Source organism: Brucella intermedia LMG 3301 (assembly GCF_000182645.1).
GTDB classification, from domain to species: Bacteria; Pseudomonadota; Alphaproteobacteria; order Rhizobiales; family Rhizobiaceae; genus Brucella; species Brucella intermedia.
In genome coordinates this window covers 1,663,130-1,682,872 of the sequence record NZ_ACQA01000002.1, presented here as the reverse complement: position 1 = coordinate 1,682,872, position 19,743 = coordinate 1,663,130, and the positions used below count along the sequence as shown (strand labels likewise).

The window sequence follows — 19,743 nt, the reverse complement described above, 5'->3', positions numbered from 1 at the left end:
CAAAAAAGTGATAACGATATAACAGAATAGGTTTTTGTTATATGGGAATCACAAAATTGGCAAATGGGGAATCATGACCGCGACAAAAGGTGCCCGTACGAGACAGCAATTAATCGCGGCTGCAGCGTCCGAAATCGCTCTCCATGGGCGCGAAGCAAAAATGGTTGATGTCGCTGCCAGGGTGGGTCTGACGCAGCCTGCCGTCTATCGACATTTCAAAACGCGGGACGAGGTTCACACCGCTGTTGTGCAAGAGTTTCGCGAAAAATTACGCCATTTGATAGCGAACGCACTCATCCCGCCGTCCGCCAAGGTCGATGACCTGCAATCCCTGACCGCTCTTGCCGTCACAAATCTCATGCAATTTCTGGAAGCCAATCGCGACGCAATGACCGTTGCAATGCTGCAGGAACCCGAAGGAGAGCAGACACGGCAAGAGCTCATCAGCATGATCGCCACAAATGTGCAAGCGGAAATCGCGGCAGGTCATTTTCGCGCCGACATCACGCCCAAGTTCTTCGCAACCTGTCTCGTAGGTATCGTTACCCAGTTCATCAGACATCCGGGTTCGCAACGGGCGCTGAAGCAGACGGCCCAAACGATAGCCGTGGTACTGCTTTCTGGAATTCAGAGCGAGAAGAACTAGGCTTCGTACTGCGCGCAGCCTTGCAAAAGAAAGAACGAAGTTACCTCCACGTCCTGTCGACTCCGACTGGCACTCCCCATATCCACGTTTTGTAGTAGATGTTGAGTGGGTAATACCGCAGGAACCAGATTGCTACGGAAGCCATGGATAAGCCGTCCGGAACGGGGCCGGTTGCGGGCTGGCAGCTCTTGACTAATAGCATTCAAAAACGGACATTCTGAACGGGCGCAAACATTGCTTGTGTCGTGAAGAGAAATCCACCGGTAGGTTCGGATCCGGTGGCAATAGCTGTTTGCAGTTGGGGGAATTGCAGTTTGAGCCCGGAGATCCTAGCACGACTTCTCGCATCTATGAATGCCGGACGCCTTCTGGTGGTCTGTGGGGCGGGCCTCTCGATGGCGCCGCCCAGCAGCCTTCCTTCGGCCAAGACCGTGGCGGAACGCTGCTTCGACAAGTACCGGCTCGAGGTCAATCCTGCGTGCGATATCGGGCTGCGTGACAATCTTGAAGCGCTAGCCGAGCATTTCGTGGCCACGAACACGCTCCAGTCCGTATTCATTGAGCATCTGGTTCCTTGGCCCGCCTTTGCGCGGCCGTACAATCCCGGTCATGCCGCCATCGCGGATTTTCTGCTCACGCGGGCAGCTGTGGCCGGCATATCCAGCAATTACGACATCCTCATAGAGCGCAGGGCTTGGGACTACGGCGCCGCCTTCCGTGGTTCCCTCGACGGCGACGAGGCCAACGTCGATGCGACACGTCAGGCGCCCCTTCTGAAGTTTCACGGCTGTGCGCAGCGCGATCCCGCCTCGACCGTCTGGGCCCCCTCCCAGCTTGACGATCCCGTCATTTCGGCCCGCATCGAGCGCAGCAAAATCTGGATGGCGGCCAATCTGCGCAAGAAGGACCTGCTGGTCGTCGGATTCTGGTCCGATTGGGAATATCTCAACGCCGTGATCGGCTGCGCGCTGGCCGACGTCCAGCCGCTTTCCGTCACCGTCGTCGATCTCTCGCCGACCGACGCGCTGGAAGCAAAAGCGCCGCAGCTCTGGCAGATCGCCCATGCTGAGAATGTTCAATTCGAACATGTCCGCGAGTCCGGCGCAGACGTCCTTGATGAACTGCGACGGGCGTTCTCCATAAACTACCTACGCCAGGTTCTCGCCGCCGGTCAATCCGTCTTCGAGGAGACAACCGGCAGTCCCTGCAACCCGGACTGGCTCGATATCACCGCATATGATAGCGAGACGCTTTACGGGCTGCGCAGGGATGCGGAAGGCGTCCCGACTCTGCAGCCGGCCATGCTCATCCGTCCCGGCAATGTCGAGGCTTTGGGATATTTCCACCTCCTGCTGCGCCAGGCCGGAGCGACCCAGCGCCCGGACGGCTACGACCTACACGGCCGCAGCATCCGGGTGATCAATGGTGCCTCAGCAATACTCGGCTCGCTGAGGACTAAGTTCATCGAACCACCAGTCGCCATCACGTCCGACATCGTCGTCGCCGTGGGCGCGACCGATCTCGGCCTGCCTAGCAATGTCGTCCGGGGCGGTAGAAGCGGCGACCTCATAAGACCTGATGCGGCGGGTGACTGGTTCGACCTCAACGGCGCACGAGCGGAGCTGAACATCTGATGGATATCTCGACCCAAGCCCAAATCGCACTCCGGAACGCCCAGTATGAAACTTGGTCCTGGTCTGGCCAGAACGGTCCGGTGACCTGTTTCGAGAGCGCCGCCATAATGGGCTTCATCCATGTCTTCGAAAGCGCCGATGCGCTTATGGCGCTTTGGCAGGCCAGCCAGAAGTCCGCCCTGGCACGTCACGCCGCCTCGCTTCGGGGAGCGGGGCCTAAGGCATGGAACGTCTACTCAGTCTTACTTACTCCCGAGCGCGCGCCGTCACTGGCCCGCGCTATTGAGCGGATCGAGGAGGACTTCTCGCTCACCCGCAAGATCGCCCGTACGGCCGTCACGACCGCCGAGGATGTCGAGCGGGCGCTACTCCCCCTGATGGGGATCCGTGCGCAACCGCTGATCGGCGCGTCGAATTTCGAAGACCGCCTTCGCGCCCGCCTGAAGGATGTTCCGCTCGACGCCGTGACGGCCTTCCTCAACGAAACGCCCGCAGTCGACGTCGCCCGCATCCTAGGAGCCAAGTCATGAAGTTCGACTATGTTGAAGTCTGCGGCTTCAGGGGATTTCGAGACAAGGTCAGGATCGACTTCGGTAGGGGCTTCACCGTCATCACCGGCCGTAACGGCGTCGGAAAGAGCACCCTGTGTGATGCCGTCGAGTTCGCTATCACCGGCCTGATCGAGAAATACGCCGTCGAAAAGGCAGCCAAGGAGAGCCTCGCCGATTATCTCTGGTGGCGCGGCGCCGGCAAGCCGCAGGCTCATTACGTCACCGCCGCCTTCATCCGCGACGATGGAGAGCCATTCACGATCACGCGCACACGGGAAGGCGGCGCCGATCGGTCGCCGGAGGAAATCCAAGCAGCCTTGTGCTGCGGACCCGCACCCGACGACGCACTGCGCCAACTTACGCGCATTTCCATCATTCGCGACGAATGGATCGCCGCCCTCAGTCTTGACCTGTCCGAGACCGAGCGCTTCGACCTCGTCCGTTCGGCGCTTGGCGCGCTCGAAGGATCCGAGGCGGCGGCAAAGGCCAGGGAGGTCGTCGCGGCGGCCGACGCCGCTCACACCCTCAACGAAGCCGCCTATGAAACCGCGCGCACTAGATTAGGCGAACGCTTGACCCAACAGTCCGAGATACAGGCCACGCTCAGTCGCGCCGACGACGTCTCGGCCGCCCTCGCGACAGTGGCCGCCGCCGCACCGGAAGCACCGATAGACATGGCCGCTCGCCTCGAGGCCGCTCGCGGCGCGCTTGTGGATGGGCGGGCGCGAGCCGCCCGGATCGCAGATGCGGTCGAGGCTGGGCAAGAACTGCTTGCGCTCCAGAGGACGTTCAATGCACCCGGCGCGGCAGCGGCGCGTGAAGGCGCAATTGCCGAGCTCGAAACAGCGCGCGAGGCGAAAGACCTCGCTATGGCGGCGGTCGAAGGAGCCGAGGCGCTGCTGGCCCGAGAAGAGGATGCGGACGCAGTGGCGGCCTCGCTTGCCATTCTGGTCGAGCATGGCGAGCGCCTTGGCATCCATGACGAGCATTGCCCGCTTTGCGCCGCCGAGCGCTCCTCCGCCGAGTTCGCTGCCGGTCTGGACGCCGCGCGCCGGCGCATTTCGAGCCTCGCCTCCGGCGTTCAGGAAGCGCGCCGCAGATTGACTGCGGCCAGCGACGAGGCGCGCGAAGCGGTGGCGACCTTCACCATGGCGAACGCACAGGTTGCGGCCCACCAGGACGAGGAACGCACCTTACGTACCGCCGAGCAGACCTATGTGGCCTTCCTTGAGCGCTGGAGGCTCGACCCGCGCTTCCTCAATGACCCGGGGAAGCTCTCAGCTTATCTCGAAGCCGAACGCGACAGGCTGATCAACCTTGAACGCGCACTACTGGTCCTCGATGCGTCCCAATCGGTCTCCCGCATAGCCTCGATCGAGAAAAACATTGAAGGGCTGCGCGAAGAGATCGATAAGCTCGCCGACGCTGTCAGTGGGTCGCAAGCCGCTGTGACAAGCGCCCGCGAGATTGAGCGGGCGGTCAAACGGGTCAGCGCCGAGATTATCGACGAAAGGCTGGCTCAGATCAGCCCCTTGCTCAATGAACTCTATCAGCGTCTGAGGCCGCACGCCGACTGGCGGACGATCGATTACAGCATTCGCGGCGACATCAAACGCTTTCTCAGCCTGAAGGTGGGCGACGGACTGAACCCTCAGTTCGTGTTCAGCTCCGGCCAGCGGCGTGCGGCGGGACTGGCTTTCCTTCTGTCAGTTTACCTAGCACGCTCCTGGACCTCTTTGCACTCCCTCCTGCTCGATGATCCAGTCCAGCATATCGACGATTTCCGCGCGCTACATCTCGTCGAGGTACTTGCCGCGCTTCGCCTCGATCACCGCCAAATCATTTGTGCGGTCGAGGACACGGCACTGGCTGATCTGCTTTGTCGGCGGCTGGTCAGCACGAGCGGCGAGCCCGGTCGCAGATACGATATTGACCTAGGGCCCGAGGGCGCGACGAGCGTCCTGACGGCCGCAGATATCCCGCCCATGCCTGTCGGCGTCCTGCGGAGCGGCCTCCAGGTCGTTGGAGCTTGAGGCGACGCTAATGGTGAAACGGTCCGAAACGCGGTGCGCCAACGACACCGTTCTCGCGACCGGAGTATAAGTCCTTTCACGGGCGCTGGTTCATGCAGGAGATCGTCGGCAACGACGCCGTTGAACCATTTGCTCGCCGAACCTGTGTTATCATTAAGAGTGGTCTGTCATGCCTTCAGTGCTTTCCCTTGATTTGCCCAGGCCGAAAAATTGGCAAGATTTCGAGTCGATTGTTCTCGATGCGCAGCGACTGCGCTGGAAGGCACCTTCCCTTCAGAAAAATGGTCGCCCGGGCCAGGCGCAGCAAGGAGTCGACGTCTTCGGTCCTGACGACATTGGTCGGCGGGTGGGTATCCAGTGCAAGCGCTACGCTACAGCTCTGACCTTGGCGACCGTCGAGGAGGAGGCTGTGAACGCTGAAGCGTTCCAGCCAACCTTGAATACACTGTTCATAGCGACAACGAACGATCATGATTCCAAGTTGCAACAGCAGGTCCGACTGTACTCGGATGCTAGGGTGGCCGCTGGCAAATTCGCCGTGTCCCTCTTATTCTGGGAGGATATCGTCGGCGGTCTTGCACTCAATCCGGCCGTTTTCAAACTGCACTACCCCACGATTCAATTACCCACCGCCATCGCGACAGATCGGGATCGTCTCCTGGCAGCGCTAGAGCTAGGCTACTATGGGCCCTACCTATGGGAATACGTCGAACTAACGTTTGGCGAGTTTGGATGGATGGCAAACGCGGATCCTGAAAACGTCCCCATCATCATCCGGCTTGTCGAGCAGCGTTCGCAGCAACTGCTCCCACCGGCTGACGCGAACGCTATTTTGTCAAGCCTGGCTCAGGTTTCGGAAATTGTCGTCGAGCAGTCAAAGCACTCTGAAGAGGGCTGGGCAGCAGTCAGAACCTTGTGCACGCGCGTCGCGATGCGCATTAAGACACTCGCGGCTATGCCGATCTCGGAAAGCAACATGTTGGAAGCAGGCCGCCGATTGGGTGCCATCTATCATCATGTCGATGATGCCGTGCCCGCAGACCTAAGCGAGGAGATCAGGCGACAGCTTCGCGCAGTGTTGCCCGCAGAGAGCCATGCCATCATTGATGCACGAATTGCGAGGGCGAATGCGGCTCAGTACCCCTACGGGTACCACTGGGCTCCGTCGATCTACACATGCGTTGAGCGAGAGATTAGGTACGCGAGTTTTGCCTAACCTGACCGATCGGAGCTGCAAGAGTTTCGATTTTTAGATGTCCCTTTTGGCAGCGCAGGGCCGCGCCGGTCGGTCCATTGCGCAAGCGCGATCTGAAGTCGCGCCGAAACCCGCGGCGGATGAGCCTGAAAGGCAACTCGCCCCTTTTCATCTCTTGACGCCAGTCCGACCCTCATGCAAATCGACACCTTGAGCGGAGTGGCTGCTTTTAGGAACTGGCGAAGTTACTTTAGTCGGCCGGAATGAAGGCGCATTACTGACCGGCCGCTTTCAACCTTACAGCGGCTAATTTTCGCTAAGCCGGCGGATAATTCGGCGACGGCGGCGTCGCGAAGGTGATCGGATTGCCATCGGGATCACGCACTTGCGCCGGCAAACTTTTCGTCAATGAACACTATTTAGGGTTCTAGCTTTCAACACGCTGGGTTGTTCGATGTTCAAAGGCCGCCGTTTCGATAAGTCGGTCATCCTTCTGTGTGTTCGATGGTATTTGGCTTACAACCTGAGCCTGCGCAATCTGAAGGAAATGATGGCTGAGCGCGGTATTGCGATGGACCATTCGACGGTGCATCGGTGGGTTTTGCATTTCAGCCCTAAATTGCTCGAGCGCTTCAATCGGAGGAAGCGCCAAGTCACGCGAAAATGGAACCTGGATGAGACCTATGTGAAGGTCAAAGGCGAATGGCTTTATCTATAACGTGCCATCGACAGCAATGGCGATACGGTCGAGTTCCTGTTTAGCCGAAACCGCGATCTGCAAAGCGCTTCCTGCGAAAGGCTCTGGTCCGTCATGGCAGGCCGGCGAGGATCACCATTGATGGCGGTCAGACAACCGCCTGGCAATCATGCAGTGCGATGCAGAGAACCAGTTACGACGGGGTGGACAGCCTATCACCATCCGCTCCAGTAAATATATGAACAACACCATCGAGCAGGATCATCGCCGTGTCAAACGGCGGATACGATCCATGCTCGGCTTCAATTCTGAAGCCACTGCCGGGATCACTCTGGCTGGTATCGAACGCGTTCACATGATGCGAAAGCAGCAGGGCGACTTTGCCTCAACGGCGCCGCTAACCCTCAAGCAACAATTTTCAGCGCTCGCACCGTAATTGCATCTCCAGATAGAGCACGTTCCCTGCTATACAAATTTTTGCAACACAGCCAACGTACGCACCCGGCAAACTCTCGTTGATTGTTCAACCCAGCGACGCCATCCCAAATCGACTCATTCTGAGATTTTTGCACGAGCGAGCATGATTCTGTCTAGGACGCTTTGGTCGCTAAGGACGATCGTCTCAGGGTTTCCGAGCTGAGTGTATCGTATTGCATCTGATCTAGAGACGACCTTCTGGACAAGCGTTCGGGCGACATCAATTTCAATTCCCCTCACCGTTGCAATCCTCCCCACCAACTTCTCAAACCAACGAGGATCAAGACCGTTTATCTCAAAATTTGCCCTTTTCTGGAGTTCATTGTACGCGGCACTGCCGGGAACCCCCACCAATGCGATGTTGATTTCAGTAGCTAGTGACATTCGAAGCATGCCTGAAACGACTTCCATCCACGTCACGGCCCGTTTATATTCTTTTATAGCGGCTGGAATGAACTCAGCTACTCGGTGCATTAGCCGCGCAACAAACATCGCGGAACGAGGTCCGTCGACCGGTAAAAATGTTCCAAGGACAGTTCGTGCACCAAGCGCGATGAAGCCGTTTCCGACTGTTGCGTGGCTTGTTGCATCGATCCCTTGGGTATCGCAGGCGCTGAGGATTACGATGGGCGGGCATCGGATCCTTCCTCTGAGACTCCAGACATCAAGCTTTTGGCGGCCGATCACGATCGTGCTAATTGGCGTACTGGCATTGGCGGCGCCGTGTCCGTCAAAGATCAGGATCTGACCATCGAACTCATTTAGCGCGTTCTCAAATTGCTCCACGGTCGCGACGCGGACCTGTTTTAGATCAACAACCTTTTCCCAAGACGATCGGTTCGCTTCCAGTGCGTCGGACAGCACGCTTTTCAAAGGGTCATCGTCCTCAAAGGAACTGATGACCAGGACCCTGCGAAGAGCGTCTGGTGGGATCGACATTGGCTGCACCGGAACCAACTCGCCCATCATAATGTTCCCCGGGGTAACGGGTATCCTTGAGCAATCACGAGCGAATGACAAGGGCAGGCCATTAATCGGCATCCACTCGATCGGTGCGTCCGAAATGATCTTAATCGGTCCACTCGTTCGAGAGATAAAATCGATTCTCTCATCTCCGACCGCGGAACGCAATTGCTCCTGAATGTCGGTAAAGAGCCGAGTTGCTTTTCGGCGGGCTTCATAACGATCGGCCCGGATGTTCCTAGCGTAAGCCGAAAGTGATGAGAACACGTGGTTTACACCAGGCGATAGTCTCACAACCGGTGATGTTGTTTGCGCGGCAAAAAGGCCAACTCCAAATGTTTGGGTTAGAAGTTCCTCCGACCTAATTTGCGCGACAATCATACCTTCTCTGGTATCTCTTAGGAATTTCCCGGTCTCGCGATCAACGGAGGGGCGCAGCAGCTTCTGCTGTTGGAAGTATCCTAGCGCTCTACGGAAAGCGGCTCCGCCCGGGGTATTTCCTGCTAAGCGTCGATATCCGAGGCGGAAGAGCGCCGGTTCAAAAAGGATGGCGCCCGGTGCTTGCGCGCCCAGAGTAAAAACATCGTGATCCCCGATCGCTCTTCGTATCAACGCAACGCTTAGCGCGCTATCTAGAATGGCATCGGTGTAATCCGTCTCCACTTCTGCTGCGAAGGGTGCGCCTTCTTTCAGCGTGTACCCTAGCCGAGCCAATACCATGTGGTTTGGAATCGTCACGTTGTGACCCTTGACGTCATAACTCTCCAATACGACGTCTGGCCATCGCCAGTCGACAGCCGCCATAGCGACGAGTTCTCGCTGTCCCTCGTTCAGCTGCTCACTCTCCTGCTCAAGGCGCCCAAGGCAATAGTCCCTTAGCACATCGAGGTTGAAATCGCTCGCGGCTGTACTGCTCTTACTTTCAATGGTGGTGACGTGTAGGGCTTTGAAGCTGTTCTTTTCCTGCCATGCTTCAACCCGCGCGGCCACAGCAGCATCGCCCGAAAACATCACACAACAAGGCGGAAGCTGAGCTGACGACAGGCTTTCTAAGGCGGACACTGTCAAGGGTAGCCACATCAGTGGCCTCAACCCGGCAATTCGTTGGATTGCAATCTGCTCTGGAGTGCTTGCACGCTCGCTGACATCGCCTGGCATTGTGCAAAGTCCACGCATCGCCCAGTGTAGAGCTGGCCAGCTGCTCCCAAAGCCTTGAAAGGGGGACATGTCGTCCCAATCATCCTCGCCCATTATCAGAAAGTAATATATTCGCAGGGGATCGGACCATAGATCGATTGTCATGTCTCTCAAACTCATCGGGTCGCTAGTGGCGACGCATTCTGACCGAGGTCTTGACCTCGATGGGGCGACTAACGAAACAGGATACTAGGCGTTGCGCTGCAGGCTCCGGCTTGCTTGTTCATCGTCATCAGCATGCCGCGCGATGAATTCCTCGAAATGCTTGTCTTCCTCGTAATCGACATCGTCGGAAAATGTCTCTTCATCCTCAGCTTCTGGCGTATCGGGATCCAATGGCGATGCGCCTTCGACTGGGTTGGCTTGGAGAAATTCGTAAAGCGCCTTCAGCTTGTGAAGCAGTTCATCGAACGTTATGACTAACACGTCTCGAAGGTTGCTTCTGAATAGCTCAAACGACTTCCGTCGATCTTCGTCGTTTGGCACCCGCCCGGCAATAATGATGCACTGCACGGCAAAAGCAAAAACGTCATATGTTTTTGAGTGGATTTTCTTGTCATTGATTGACTGTTGCAGCTGAAACCGCTGATCCAGCACCTGATTGACGCTCCCCACAATTTCCCGGCTTGGGGCGAAAATTCCCTCACGATAGGGATTGGCTTGGAGCAGGTTCGTCGATGGACGTTTAATTTCGATAACAGCAAGATTTCCGAGTAATCCGGAGTCCACCAAAAAGTCTGCAATCTTTCCGCCTTTGCCTTTGAAGTCCGCACCTCCGACCGACACTTGCTCTCCAAAGATCGCCACCGGCAAGCCGAAGGCAAGCTTAAGGATGAAGGGATTTCGCATAAGCAGCTTCTGCCAATAGCTTTCGGCCAGCGATCTATCTAACTTCTCTGCAAGTAATTGAATCAGGCTCTCCAGAGTTACCAACTCGATTTCCCGATTCAACTCCAGAATCTCGGCGGGGCTCTCTTTCACAACGGATCTCGCGGCGCTTCGTATTGTACGAACAGCGGCGATAGCGTTTTCATTTGAGCGCCTCAATCTGGTTGTGCCGCTCAATGCTGCCTTAAGAGATCGGTCGAGATCGTAGGCACTACGCTGGAACGAACCCTGGATCTGGTATCCCGGCATAAGTTCTGACAATATTTCACTTCGAAGATATGACTTTTTCTCATCGTTCGCGAAATCAAGGGCCGCACGATGAGCCCTATTAATGGCGGTGCGGACGAAGTGATATTTGAAGATCGGAAAGCGGACGACACCATCTTTGAAGGACATGTGTTCGTCATCACACATCGTGATGTCCTCAACGCCCAGTGTCTGCTCGAAAACTTTAAAAATGAAACGTAGAGGATAATAGAGCCCAAACCCGTCCATTGGATTTGGCTCAAAGCCACTAGGTAGACCGTGAACGATGGTCGTATCAGCATTGAGTTGTAGTGGCTGCTGATTTTCGAAAGTGATGCTCCTGAAATCGTACTTTGGATCGTACACATACTTGTTAGGTTTTGTACTGCACGGAAAAGTAACGAGTTTTCGCTCGTTGGCGTAATACTTCGCGAGAACGTGCGGCAGCTGCAAGCCTTCGGGTTCAGGAATTCCGTTCCTGTGGAACTCAGCAAATTCGAGAGCTTTCTTGCCGAGGACCATGACGAGCTGTTGGTCGCCGTCGGGCGCGGTCCACAGTTCCACCTTTGTGCCGTCCTCGGTGCGGATTGCAACCTTATCGACTTTATATTTCCGTTCTGCCATTAGTCTTCCCTCTATGGATGCTTGATGCACTTCTACTTCGATTTCATAGAACTCCCCACGCCCGAAACCGCCCCCTGCCTGTCATCTCGCGCAGATTGAGCTCTGCGACAAGGCGAAGGGCGGCTCGGGGGGTGATATCGAGTTCCGCAGCAATCAGGCCAGTCGATACCAGTGGCCTCGCCAGCACCAGTTCAATGAGCCCCGGCAGATTTGAGGACGCGCGCCGGCCCGTCAGCCGTCGTTCCAGCATCTGGCGCGCCAGCAGCAACCGGTCATGCTCTTTGAAGCCGAGCTCTATCCCGGCCATCAGCCCCTCGAGACTGGCGGTGAGCCGGGTTTCAAAATTGCGATGCCGGCGCCGTTCGACGCGGATGGTTTTCAGGCCGGCATTGAAGGCGAGAAGATGCGCCTGGCTTGTCAGCCCGTCGCGCCGCATTAGTGAGGCCACCAGCAGACGGCCCAGCCACGGCGCTCGCTGCAACACCGCGAGCTCGTTCCAGGCATCGAGCGCCAGGATGGCCTGCAGTACCGGCGGCAGATCCCTGATCGAATGCAACAAGGCTCGCCATTCCTCGAGCCGTTCGTCCTCATCCCAGTCAGGGTCGCGGATCAGCGGATCGGTATCGCGTAGCGCCAACCGCTGAGGCTGTTTCGCTTTGGTCAGTACGTCTTCGGACCGTGCCAGAACCGCGTCGATGGCGTCCAGATCGATACCGGGCAAGTCGAGCCCGTCCTCCGGACGATTTTTTCTCCCCTCCCCGTCCTGCTCCGGCCGGCCGACTGCCTCATCGTGCACCGCGGTGTTTTCGCTCGCAACAATGATGCCGCCATCCCCAGGAGTGGACGCTGGTCCCGCCTGCCCGCCAACCCGCAGACTGCGCAAGCCGTTCGGGCTCAACGCCCAGTCTGGCGCCTGCGCTGCAATGCGTCGCCGTGTCTGCAACACGTCGCGGGCAATGGTCAGGGCGTGGCTGGGTGAGCGGATATCACGGGCTGCTTCATGCAGGACGAGATCTTCCATCTCGACCAGTTCGCCATCGAGCCAAAGTGAGGCGCAGGCATCGGCAAAATGCAACCGTTCGATCAAGCCTTGGCCGACCGGCGAATGCGCAAGACGCTCATCAAGACGCGCCAGCGCTTCGCTGGCTCGCGCCAGCGGTTGCAGCAAGGTCTTCAGTGGCAATTGGTCGAGATCGTAACGCATTGAAAACATGGTAAACAAATTCTCAAACGGACACCAGTGAATATTTACTGTCCAGCACTGGTGACGCTATTTGGTTGGGCTTATAACATCCGATAAGTATCGCTTATCGAAGGTGATGTGTACGAGGCACTTGTACGTGCTGTAAAACAATGGTATCAATGGCGTACGGCCAATTTCGGAGGTCCCGATGCCCCAGACAAGCTACAAGATCAGCGAAGCCCGCAAGAATTTCGCCGAAGTCCTCGATCGCGCCAACCAGGGCGAAGAGATCGTCATCATGCGTGGCAACGAAGTTTACGCCCGCATCGGTCCAGCAGCTGACGGTGGCAAGCGCCCATTTGGCCTGTTGCGCCATCGTCGCCTGCCCGACAACCTGTTCGATACAGTTGATGCAGAGCAGGCGGCGATCGATGCCGGCGACTGGAATGATGATACCGGCGTCTGGCAAGGCAAATCCAACAATAGCGAAAACACGCAATGAAAATCCTGCTCGACAGCCACGCCGTCTACTGGTGGACAATCGGTAGTGATCGCCTGTCCACGAAGGCACGATCGCTGATCGAGGACAAGGCAAATGCTATCCTCGTCAGTGCGGTCACGTTCTACGAACTGGACAACAAGATGCGCCTGAACAAGCTTGATCTCAAGCCCCAGGAACTGCGGGCAGCCGTCACGGAAAGCGGCCTGCAAACACTAGCCATCACCGATCTGCATGCCGAACTTGCAGCAAATTTTGATTGGGAACATCGCGATCCGTGGGACCGGATTCTCGCCGCTCAGGCGCGGCTTGAGCACTGCACTTTCATCTCGACGGATCTGGCCTTCGACGCGATTCTGCATGAGCGCGTCTGGTAAGGGCAGTGGCGGGGAAGGTATTCGTGGACATTGCCGAGGCAGCGGAGCGATTTGAGGAACTGATCGACATCGTTTTGCGCGATGACGAGGTTGTCATCTGTCGAGCTGGCGATCCTATTGCCGCGATCGTGCCAATTTCGCAGAACGGCCAGGGCACATGGGATGAAGTCTGGGCGCTGGCGCTTAAGGGAAGGCCTGCAAACACGCACCAGACTTCGAACCACGATGAACTATATGACGAGAACGGACTGCCGAAATGAGCAGCTCGTCGTCAAGTTCGATTGAAAAACGCACCGAGACTTTAGATACGATAGCGGCTGTTCTGCCGCTGAGCCGCCGCGGCAGGCTCGCCGGGATATTGACGGATGAGGATGTCGAAACGCTGCGTCATCTGGTCAATGAAGGCATGGGCGAAAACACGCTGCGGGCCCTGACGTCGGACCTGGCCTATCTCGAAGCCTGGTCAATGGCCGCAACCGGCAGACCCCTCCCCTTTCCCGCACCGGAAGCCCTGCTCCTGAACTTCGTGGCCCATCATCTGTGGCGGCCGCAGCAGCGCGAAATCGAACCCGAGCACGGCATGCCGTCCACTGTGGAGCAGGTATTGCGCAGCCAAGGCTTTCTGCGTGTGTCCGGACCGCATGCGCCGGCAACCGTGCGCCGGCGTCTGGCCAACTGGTCGACGCTGACCCGCTGGCGCGGCCTGGAAGGGGCGTTTTCGTCACCGGCCGTCAAATCGGCGATCAGGCTTGCGGTCCGCGCCATTAACCGACCACCAAGCCGCAAGAGTGCCAGCGCCATCACTGGTGATATCCTCGGCAAGCTGCTGGCGACCTGTTCCGGCGAGGATCTCACCGCTTTGCGGGATCGGGCCATCCTGATGGTGGCCTTTGCCTCGGGCGGACGAAGGCGCAGTGAAATTGCGGGCTTGCGCGTAGAACAGTTTGTCAAACAGGTGCCTGTCACTGACGACGATGGTTCTCCCCTCCCCTCGCTCGCCATTCATCTCGGCCGGACCAAAACCAGTGGCGCCGATCAGGACGAGATGGTCTATCTGACCGGACGACCCGTCGAAGCCCTCACGCGCTGGCTGGAAGCCGCCAAAATCGACAAGGGCAGCGTGTTTCGCAAAGTGGATCGTTGGGGCAACGTTTCCGCGCGGGCTCTGGAACCGAGCGCGGTCAACCGGATCGTCAAGCAACGCGCGCAAATGGCTGGTCTCGATGCAAGTGAATTCTCCGCGCACGGCCTGCGCTCCGGCTATCTCACCGAAGCAGCCAATCGTGGCATTCCGCTGCCCGAAGCCATGGAACAATCCCGCCATCGCTCCGTCCAGCAGGCCTCCAACTATTACAACAACGCCAAACGGCGCAGCGGGAGGGCGTCGCGGCTATTGTAATGAGAAACTGACCATAATCCATCGCTCAACAGCCTCTCATCTACTTAATAGGAGACGCTTCGCTGTGAGATTATATTGCATAGGCCATGTACTCTGTTGCCAATATACCTTCCCCGCTTGCTGATACCCAGTAATGTGGTTTTCCCTCCAGTTGAATGCCCTCGCGGAACAAGTCCCAACCAGGCGGCCATGTCGCGAGTCCTTTTGAACTGGCGACCCGTTCCCGCTGCAGCCAATAGCCCAGTAGCAGTCAATGCCCCGATGCCGGGAACAGTCATGAGGCGACGGGCGGTATCGTCCGCGTTGGCCGCTGCTTCGATCTGACGGCTCACTTCAGCAATTCTTTGCTCAAGATAGCGAATGTCCTCGAAGAGAGACATAAGCAACTGCCGCATTGGTGCCGACAGGTCGTTGTCCTCATCCTCCAGGACCCTCGGCATGTCCGCCTTGAACTTACCCGCCCCTGATGCATCGCAATGCAGTATTCGAGGCAGAAGGCGCGCATCTGGCATATAACCCTGGTGCGCTGAGCCAGGAGGCGGTCTCGTACCTCGTACTCTATGCAGTGCCTGAACATCGATCTGATCAGACGTACGCACCTCGACAAACCGCATTGTTGGCCGTGTCACGGCCCCGGCTATAGCTTCGGCATCAATGATGTCACTTTTGTTGGATTTGACGAAGGGCTCCACAAATTTTGCAGCAACAATTCGAACTGTGTGGCCAAAGCCTTGGAGCTTCCTCGCCAGCCACGGTGAACCGGGGCATGCCTCTATTCCAACGATTGTCGGCGTAGCTCCTTCGAAGAATTGCAGGACAGTGTCACGCCGGAAAGTCGCCTTTTGTATTGGATGATGACCAGCAGGGTCCAATCCGACGACGTGGAACACGTTCTTGCCAATGTCGACGCAATACGGCTGCTTCTCGGGATTTGTTACGAACGCTCATGACGATCCTCCCTTTTTTGTTCGTCTCCCTTATGTGGGGTGGAAGGACGAGGCGAACCATCCCATTAAGAGCGCTTGTCGACACTATTAAGTCGGATTGGAAAGTCTCGGTACAACGCGCCTGTTCGGTGCTCAAGATTGACCGGTCACTTTATGTCTACAAGTCAAGGCGCGACGAGCAGGCTGAACTGAAGGTCGGGAACAAGAACATCTGTCAGACACGGGTTCGTTACGGGTATCGGCGCGTGCGGGGTGCACCTCACGCGAGAGCATTGGATGGATATGGCTCGATACTCCCTATTATCTAACCCCGAGCGATCCCGTCGGCGAGGAGGCGTTTGCTGTCATTCGTGAAGCAATGAAAGCCGAGAATAGGGTGGGTATATCCCGGCTGGTCCTGTCTCGTCGTGAGCGGGCTGTAATGCTGGAGCCCAGAGGTAAAGGGATAGTTCTCTGGACGCTGCGCTATGGCGATGAAGTACGCGACGAGGATTTATATTTTGCAAGGATCGGCAATGAAAAAGCCGGCTCCGATGCGCTTCCTCTGATTGAGAAATTCATAAAAAAGCAAACACGAGATTGGAGCCCCGACCTGGTTCACGATCCAGTGCAGGAACGCCTCCTCGACATAATCGCAGACAAAAAGAAGTCGCTGAAGAAACCGGTAAAAGCAAAGTCCAAAAAGGCCGAAACGGAACCAGCCACCGGCAATGTCATTAATATCATGGATGCACTGCGGAATTCTCTGAAGAAAGAAACCAGCAAGACGAAATAGGCTTTGGAGCGAGCAAAATGGCCCAGAAGAAAAATCCATGGTCAGATCCCGATCTGGTACGGGAAAAGGACGCAACCGACCCATCACCGGTCGAACCGAGGGACCATCAGGAGAAACCCACGCACGAGCAAACAAACGCGCCGGGCAATCCTAATATACGGGTACCTAAAGAGCCCTACCCTGACCGATCGAAAGATTGATCAAACCAATAATCGCCTTTCGCTGAGACTTTTTGGTGGCTGGCGAGTTGTCACAGATAGAAAAACCCGCCGCAATAAAGAATTGCAAGCCGGTTGCTTCTTTGTCGAAAGGAGATACTCAAAATGAACTCCATTATCTATTTAGTCGGTCTAGTCGTTATCGTGTTGTTCATCCTCTCTTTTCTGGGATTACGCTGATGGTAGATCCAACTATTGTAGAAAACACGAATGATCGCGGCTACGTTGACTGGGCCGCCATCTTCGCTGGCGCCACAGTCGCATCTGGTGTTATGGCTGTCCTCACCACCTTTGCCAGTGGTCTCGGTTTAAGTTCATTCTCCGTCGATGAAGGGGGAGACATAAGCGTAGTTTGGCTCGTGGTCACTGCGCTTTTTATGATCATATCAATGGTCGCTTCCTACATGCTTGGTGGCTACATCACCGGAAGAATGCGGCGACCTGCTGGGACAGCTACACGCGATGAATTGACCGTTCGAGACGGATTAAACGGCCTCGTTGTATGGGGCCTTGGCACAATCATATCGACGCTGTTGCTCGTTAGCGCTATCTCCGGCGGCGCAAAAGCAGTTGGAAGTGCCGCTGAAACCGCTGTGCAGACCGCAGGAACTGTGGCTGGTGCAACTGCGCAAGGTGCTGGTCAATTAGCTGGTGGACTTGCTTCAGGCGCCGGGCAAGCGGTGTCCGGGTTAGCCCAGGGCGCAGGTCAAGCGGCTGCTCCATCCGTTGAACAAATGTTGCCAGAGGGTTTGAAAACAAACCCGTTGGATTACCTCACGGATAGTCTCCTGCGCACGGATGGCCAGGGTAGCTCGGTGGTTGGCCAGGAAGCCCAGAATATGGCGGATTTCCAACGTCAAGTCAGTGGTATCCTCGGAAATCTCCTAAGCACGGGTGAAATCTCCGACGCGGATCGTACATGGCTCACTAACCAGGTTGCTAGTCGAACTGGCCTTAGTCAAACCGACGCACAGGCGCGTGTAAACCAGTCCGTAGAGCGTGTGCAGGCACTGCGCACCGAAGCTCAGGCCAGAGTGGAAGAAGCGAAAAAGGCGATTGCTGACGTTCAGGCCCAGGCTGCAAAAACCGCGGAAGAAGTCAAAGCAAAGGCAGCCGACGCAGCTGAGAAGGCCAGAATAACTGGTATTCTGACGGCGTTCCTCCTTGCGGCATCTGCGCTCGTTGCAGCCGTGGCCGCGTACATCGGTGCGGTCCATGGCGGTCGTCATCGTGACGAAGGCCGCATCTGGGGTGGTTTAGCCTATCGCAGGTAAGAGCGACATTACGCAAGAAGGGCTTCGGAAGAATCCGGAGCCCCATTTTTAGATCAGTCGGCTTAAGATCCAACAGGTGCTCGCGCTGCAAATCGCAGCGAAATCCGTAAGTTCGCTAGCTATAACGGTTAAGTCCATCCACCGCCCAACTTCGCGGAGTTTCAACCGTCTTTAACGTCACAGGTTATGAAAGAAGTCAAAAAATACCATTTAAAGCACGGCGCGCAATCGGCGTGATACCGGGGACCTTGCAGTCTGCCTAAGCAATCGCCCAAACTTTGGAATTGCGCCTGGCAACGGACTTTTCAGATGAGAGTGCGGATCAGTTTTTGGACCTACTTCTGAGGTTAGATCAGGCCGAACAGGGGCGCGACCGACGACGCTGTCCTGATCGACGCGGACAATCTTCTGAAGTAGTTCTCACGGTAGATATCCATTGCTTTGGATTTGGCCAGAGCCTTCACCTCGACTTTCGATACCTTTCGCCCCTCCAGGCGGACAGCGTAGAGAGCGTGATGCCCATATTCGTCGCGCCGCCGGCTCTTTCGGACGGTCGACGTATCCGTCCTCTTCCGAGGAGACAGGCGGCATCGCTTTAGCAAAGGTTCCCTTGGCCATTGTATTCTCCTTATTTTGTCTGTTGGATTGCGTGCCTGAAACTCGATGATGGAGTGAGGACACGAACGGTTTTTCTTGAGGAAACGTCTAGCGGTGGGTTGCTCGACCAACGAGCAAGCGTCATTACCGCCATACGTCCCCTCAAGACAAAGGTAATTCAGTAAATGCTCGTAAGATGGTCAGGCTTCGGAATGGTATCGGTATTTGTGCTGATTGCAGGGATGCTTGGAGCGACTTTCCTACTGCGGCCGTATTTCATGCAGAGCATGGCGCTTCATCCAGCCGCTTACGTCGCCAACGGTATCGGTCTGATCGTCGGTGCCGCTGCAAACCTTTTTGTGGCCGCAGCTTTCAAGAAAATTTCAGCGGACACTTATCACAGCTTCATGGGTATTAGCATGGTTGGGTGGTCGGTGATTGGTGCCGTTGGTGGGGCAGCTCTCGCGGTTTACGGCTGGACGCTTTAAGCGATTTGGCAGCTGGTTGCATATTCCCTGGATTGTGACATGATGAAAACGCGCTGTTGAAGCCCCCGCTTTTCCGGCGCAACCTCGGCAGCCCCCGCGCCGAGGTTTTTTGTGGCAAATTGAACACCACGCTGAAGGCGGAGCAGTCTTGCTAGGAAGCAATTTGGGTTATGCGATGCAGCGCCGATCTGCGCTTACATATTGGATTGGATGACGCCGATATTCGGAGCCGCACGGTGCTATCCTTTTGTCAGGCGATGTGGCACCTTGGAGCGAGATTTCCAGTCAACTCGCACCCACACCGTATCACTCGTGCCGCATCCCGGTTCTGGTGGCTGCGATTGGAATTTCGAGCAGCGAAGCAAGTGATGCGCCATCGTTGAACACTGAAGTGTCTCGGCAGCCTTTAGTAGGATGTTCGCCGCGACACACGCGCAAGCAAGTATTCCCGCTAAGAAGTTATGAGGCCAGGAGACAAATTGTCAGGAAACCTCACCAAGCGAGCATCCGGTAGACCACCATCAGCTGGCTCTGACACCACTGTCCCGTCACCAGTTCTGATTACTTGGATGAAGTGCAACCTACATAGTCATTATGCCAGCACCACTACGCGGACGCTCCGGCTGACAAACAACATTGGGTTTCGCAGTTGGCATTGGCTAGCACAATTTCAGCGAGCTTCCAGCATCTTCGAAGCGTTCAATCCGGAATATGGTCGAATTCCGGCGGAATTAACAATATCAAGCCAGCACCGATGAATAGAGTTCCGGTGCGACTAACAGGAAGTTCGCCAAAATCATCAGGACGTTCTCCCACGGTTTTGTTCTCACCAATA

At 56.5% G+C, this 19,743-nt stretch carries 15 protein-coding genes and 2 pseudogenes; 13 read left to right on the top strand and 4 right to left on the bottom strand.

Going from position 1 to position 19,743, the window contains the following annotated elements; all coding sequences use genetic code 11:
* Positions 1 to 73 precede the first annotated feature (73 nt).
* The 6 genes and pseudogenes from OINT_RS20295 to OINT_RS20270 all read left to right on the top strand — a co-directional run bounded on the left by OINT_RS20295 (position 74) and on the right by OINT_RS20270 (position 7,192).
* On the top strand, positions 74 to 646 hold the full coding sequence (locus tag OINT_RS20295) for a TetR/AcrR family transcriptional regulator (RefSeq protein ID WP_006472891.1): 573 nt from the start codon (positions 74 to 76) through the stop codon (positions 644 to 646).
* 395 nt (positions 647 to 1,041) lie between these two features.
* A complete protein-coding gene (locus OINT_RS20290) occupies positions 1,042 to 2,280 on the top strand; it encodes an SIR2 family protein (RefSeq protein WP_006472890.1) in 1,239 nt (412 codons plus the stop codon).
* Complete coding sequence (locus OINT_RS20285) at positions 2,280 to 2,810, top strand: hypothetical protein (RefSeq protein ID WP_006469795.1); 531 nt, start codon at positions 2,280 to 2,282, stop codon at positions 2,808 to 2,810. Before OINT_RS20290 ends, OINT_RS20285 begins: the two co-directional genes overlap by 1 nt.
* On the top strand, positions 2,807 to 4,864 hold the full coding sequence (locus OINT_RS20280) for an AAA family ATPase (protein WP_006469794.1): 2,058 nt from the start codon (positions 2,807 to 2,809) through the stop codon (positions 4,862 to 4,864). The genes OINT_RS20285 and OINT_RS20280 overlap by 4 nt, the downstream gene beginning before the upstream one ends.
* Positions 4,865 to 5,033: 169 nt before the next feature.
* The gene (locus OINT_RS20275) at positions 5,034 to 6,080 is read left to right on the top strand and encodes a hypothetical protein (protein WP_006469793.1); all 1,047 of its coding nucleotides are present in this window, start codon (positions 5,034 to 5,036) and stop codon (positions 6,078 to 6,080) included.
* A gap of 433 nt (positions 6,081 to 6,513) precedes the next feature.
* A pseudogene (locus OINT_RS20270) lies at positions 6,514 to 7,192 on the top strand (IS6 family transposase).
* A 116-nt stretch (positions 7,193 to 7,308) separates the two neighbouring features.
* Here OINT_RS20270 and OINT_RS20265 read toward each other — a convergent pair.
* The 3 genes from OINT_RS20265 to OINT_RS20255 form a co-directional block, all read right to left on the bottom strand.
* Positions 7,309 to 9,498 (bottom strand): CHAT domain-containing protein, encoded by a 2,190-nt coding sequence (locus OINT_RS20265; protein ID WP_006472889.1) that lies wholly within the window; start codon positions 9,496 to 9,498, stop codon positions 7,309 to 7,311.
* Positions 9,499 to 9,582: 84 nt separating this feature from the next.
* Positions 9,583 to 11,151, bottom strand: a complete 1,569-nt coding sequence (locus tag OINT_RS20260; protein ID WP_006472888.1) for a Shedu immune nuclease family protein — start codon at positions 11,149 to 11,151, stop codon at positions 9,583 to 9,585.
* Between the two features lie 43 nt (positions 11,152 to 11,194).
* Positions 11,195 to 12,364 carry an RHE_PE00001 family protein gene (locus OINT_RS20255; RefSeq protein WP_006472887.1) on the bottom strand — a complete coding sequence of 390 codons (1,170 nt, stop codon included), beginning with the start codon at positions 12,362 to 12,364 and terminating at the stop codon, positions 11,195 to 11,197.
* A 178-nt stretch (positions 12,365 to 12,542) separates the two neighbouring features.
* On the opposite strand from OINT_RS20255, the gene OINT_RS20250 reads away from it, so the two are divergent.
* Genes OINT_RS20250 through OINT_RS20235 form a run of 4 tightly spaced genes read left to right on the top strand, consistent with a single transcriptional unit; the run spans position 12,543 to position 14,609 of the window.
* Complete coding sequence (locus OINT_RS20250) at positions 12,543 to 12,836, top strand: type II toxin-antitoxin system Phd/YefM family antitoxin (RefSeq protein WP_006469786.1); 294 nt, start codon at positions 12,543 to 12,545, stop codon at positions 12,834 to 12,836.
* Positions 12,833 to 13,210, top strand: a complete 378-nt coding sequence (locus OINT_RS20245) for a type II toxin-antitoxin system VapC family toxin (RefSeq protein ID WP_006469785.1) — start codon at positions 12,833 to 12,835, stop codon at positions 13,208 to 13,210. Before OINT_RS20250 ends, OINT_RS20245 begins: the two co-directional genes overlap by 4 nt.
* Positions 13,211 to 13,233: 23 nt before the next feature.
* Positions 13,234 to 13,470, top strand: coding sequence for a type II toxin-antitoxin system Phd/YefM family antitoxin (locus OINT_RS20240; protein ID WP_006472886.1), 237 nt, complete (start codon positions 13,234 to 13,236; stop codon positions 13,468 to 13,470).
* Entirely contained in the window at positions 13,467 to 14,609 is a 1,143-nt protein-coding gene (locus OINT_RS20235) for a site-specific integrase (RefSeq protein ID WP_006469783.1), read from the top strand. Before OINT_RS20240 ends, OINT_RS20235 begins: the two co-directional genes overlap by 4 nt.
* Positions 14,610 to 14,653: 44 nt before the next feature.
* Here the strand turns inward: OINT_RS20235 and OINT_RS24475 are convergent, their stop codons facing one another.
* On the bottom strand, positions 14,654 to 15,499 hold the full coding sequence (locus OINT_RS24475) for an IS110 family RNA-guided transposase (RefSeq protein WP_006469782.1): 846 nt from the start codon (positions 15,497 to 15,499) through the stop codon (positions 14,654 to 14,656).
* 313 nt (positions 15,500 to 15,812) lie between these two features.
* On the opposite strand from OINT_RS24475, the pseudogene ku reads away from it, so the two are divergent.
* The 3 genes and pseudogenes from ku to OINT_RS20205 form a co-directional block, all read left to right on the top strand.
* A pseudogene (ku, locus tag OINT_RS20220) lies at positions 15,813 to 16,331 on the top strand (non-homologous end joining protein Ku); the annotation flags it as partial.
* Positions 16,332 to 16,728: 397 nt separating this feature from the next.
* Positions 16,729 to 17,823 (top strand): hypothetical protein, encoded by a 1,095-nt coding sequence (locus tag OINT_RS20215; RefSeq protein WP_006472883.1) that lies wholly within the window; start codon positions 16,729 to 16,731, stop codon positions 17,821 to 17,823.
* Between the two features lie 809 nt (positions 17,824 to 18,632).
* Complete coding sequence (locus OINT_RS20205) at positions 18,633 to 18,908, top strand: hypothetical protein (RefSeq protein ID WP_006472882.1); 276 nt, start codon at positions 18,633 to 18,635, stop codon at positions 18,906 to 18,908.
* Positions 18,909 to 19,743: the final 835 nt, after the last annotated feature.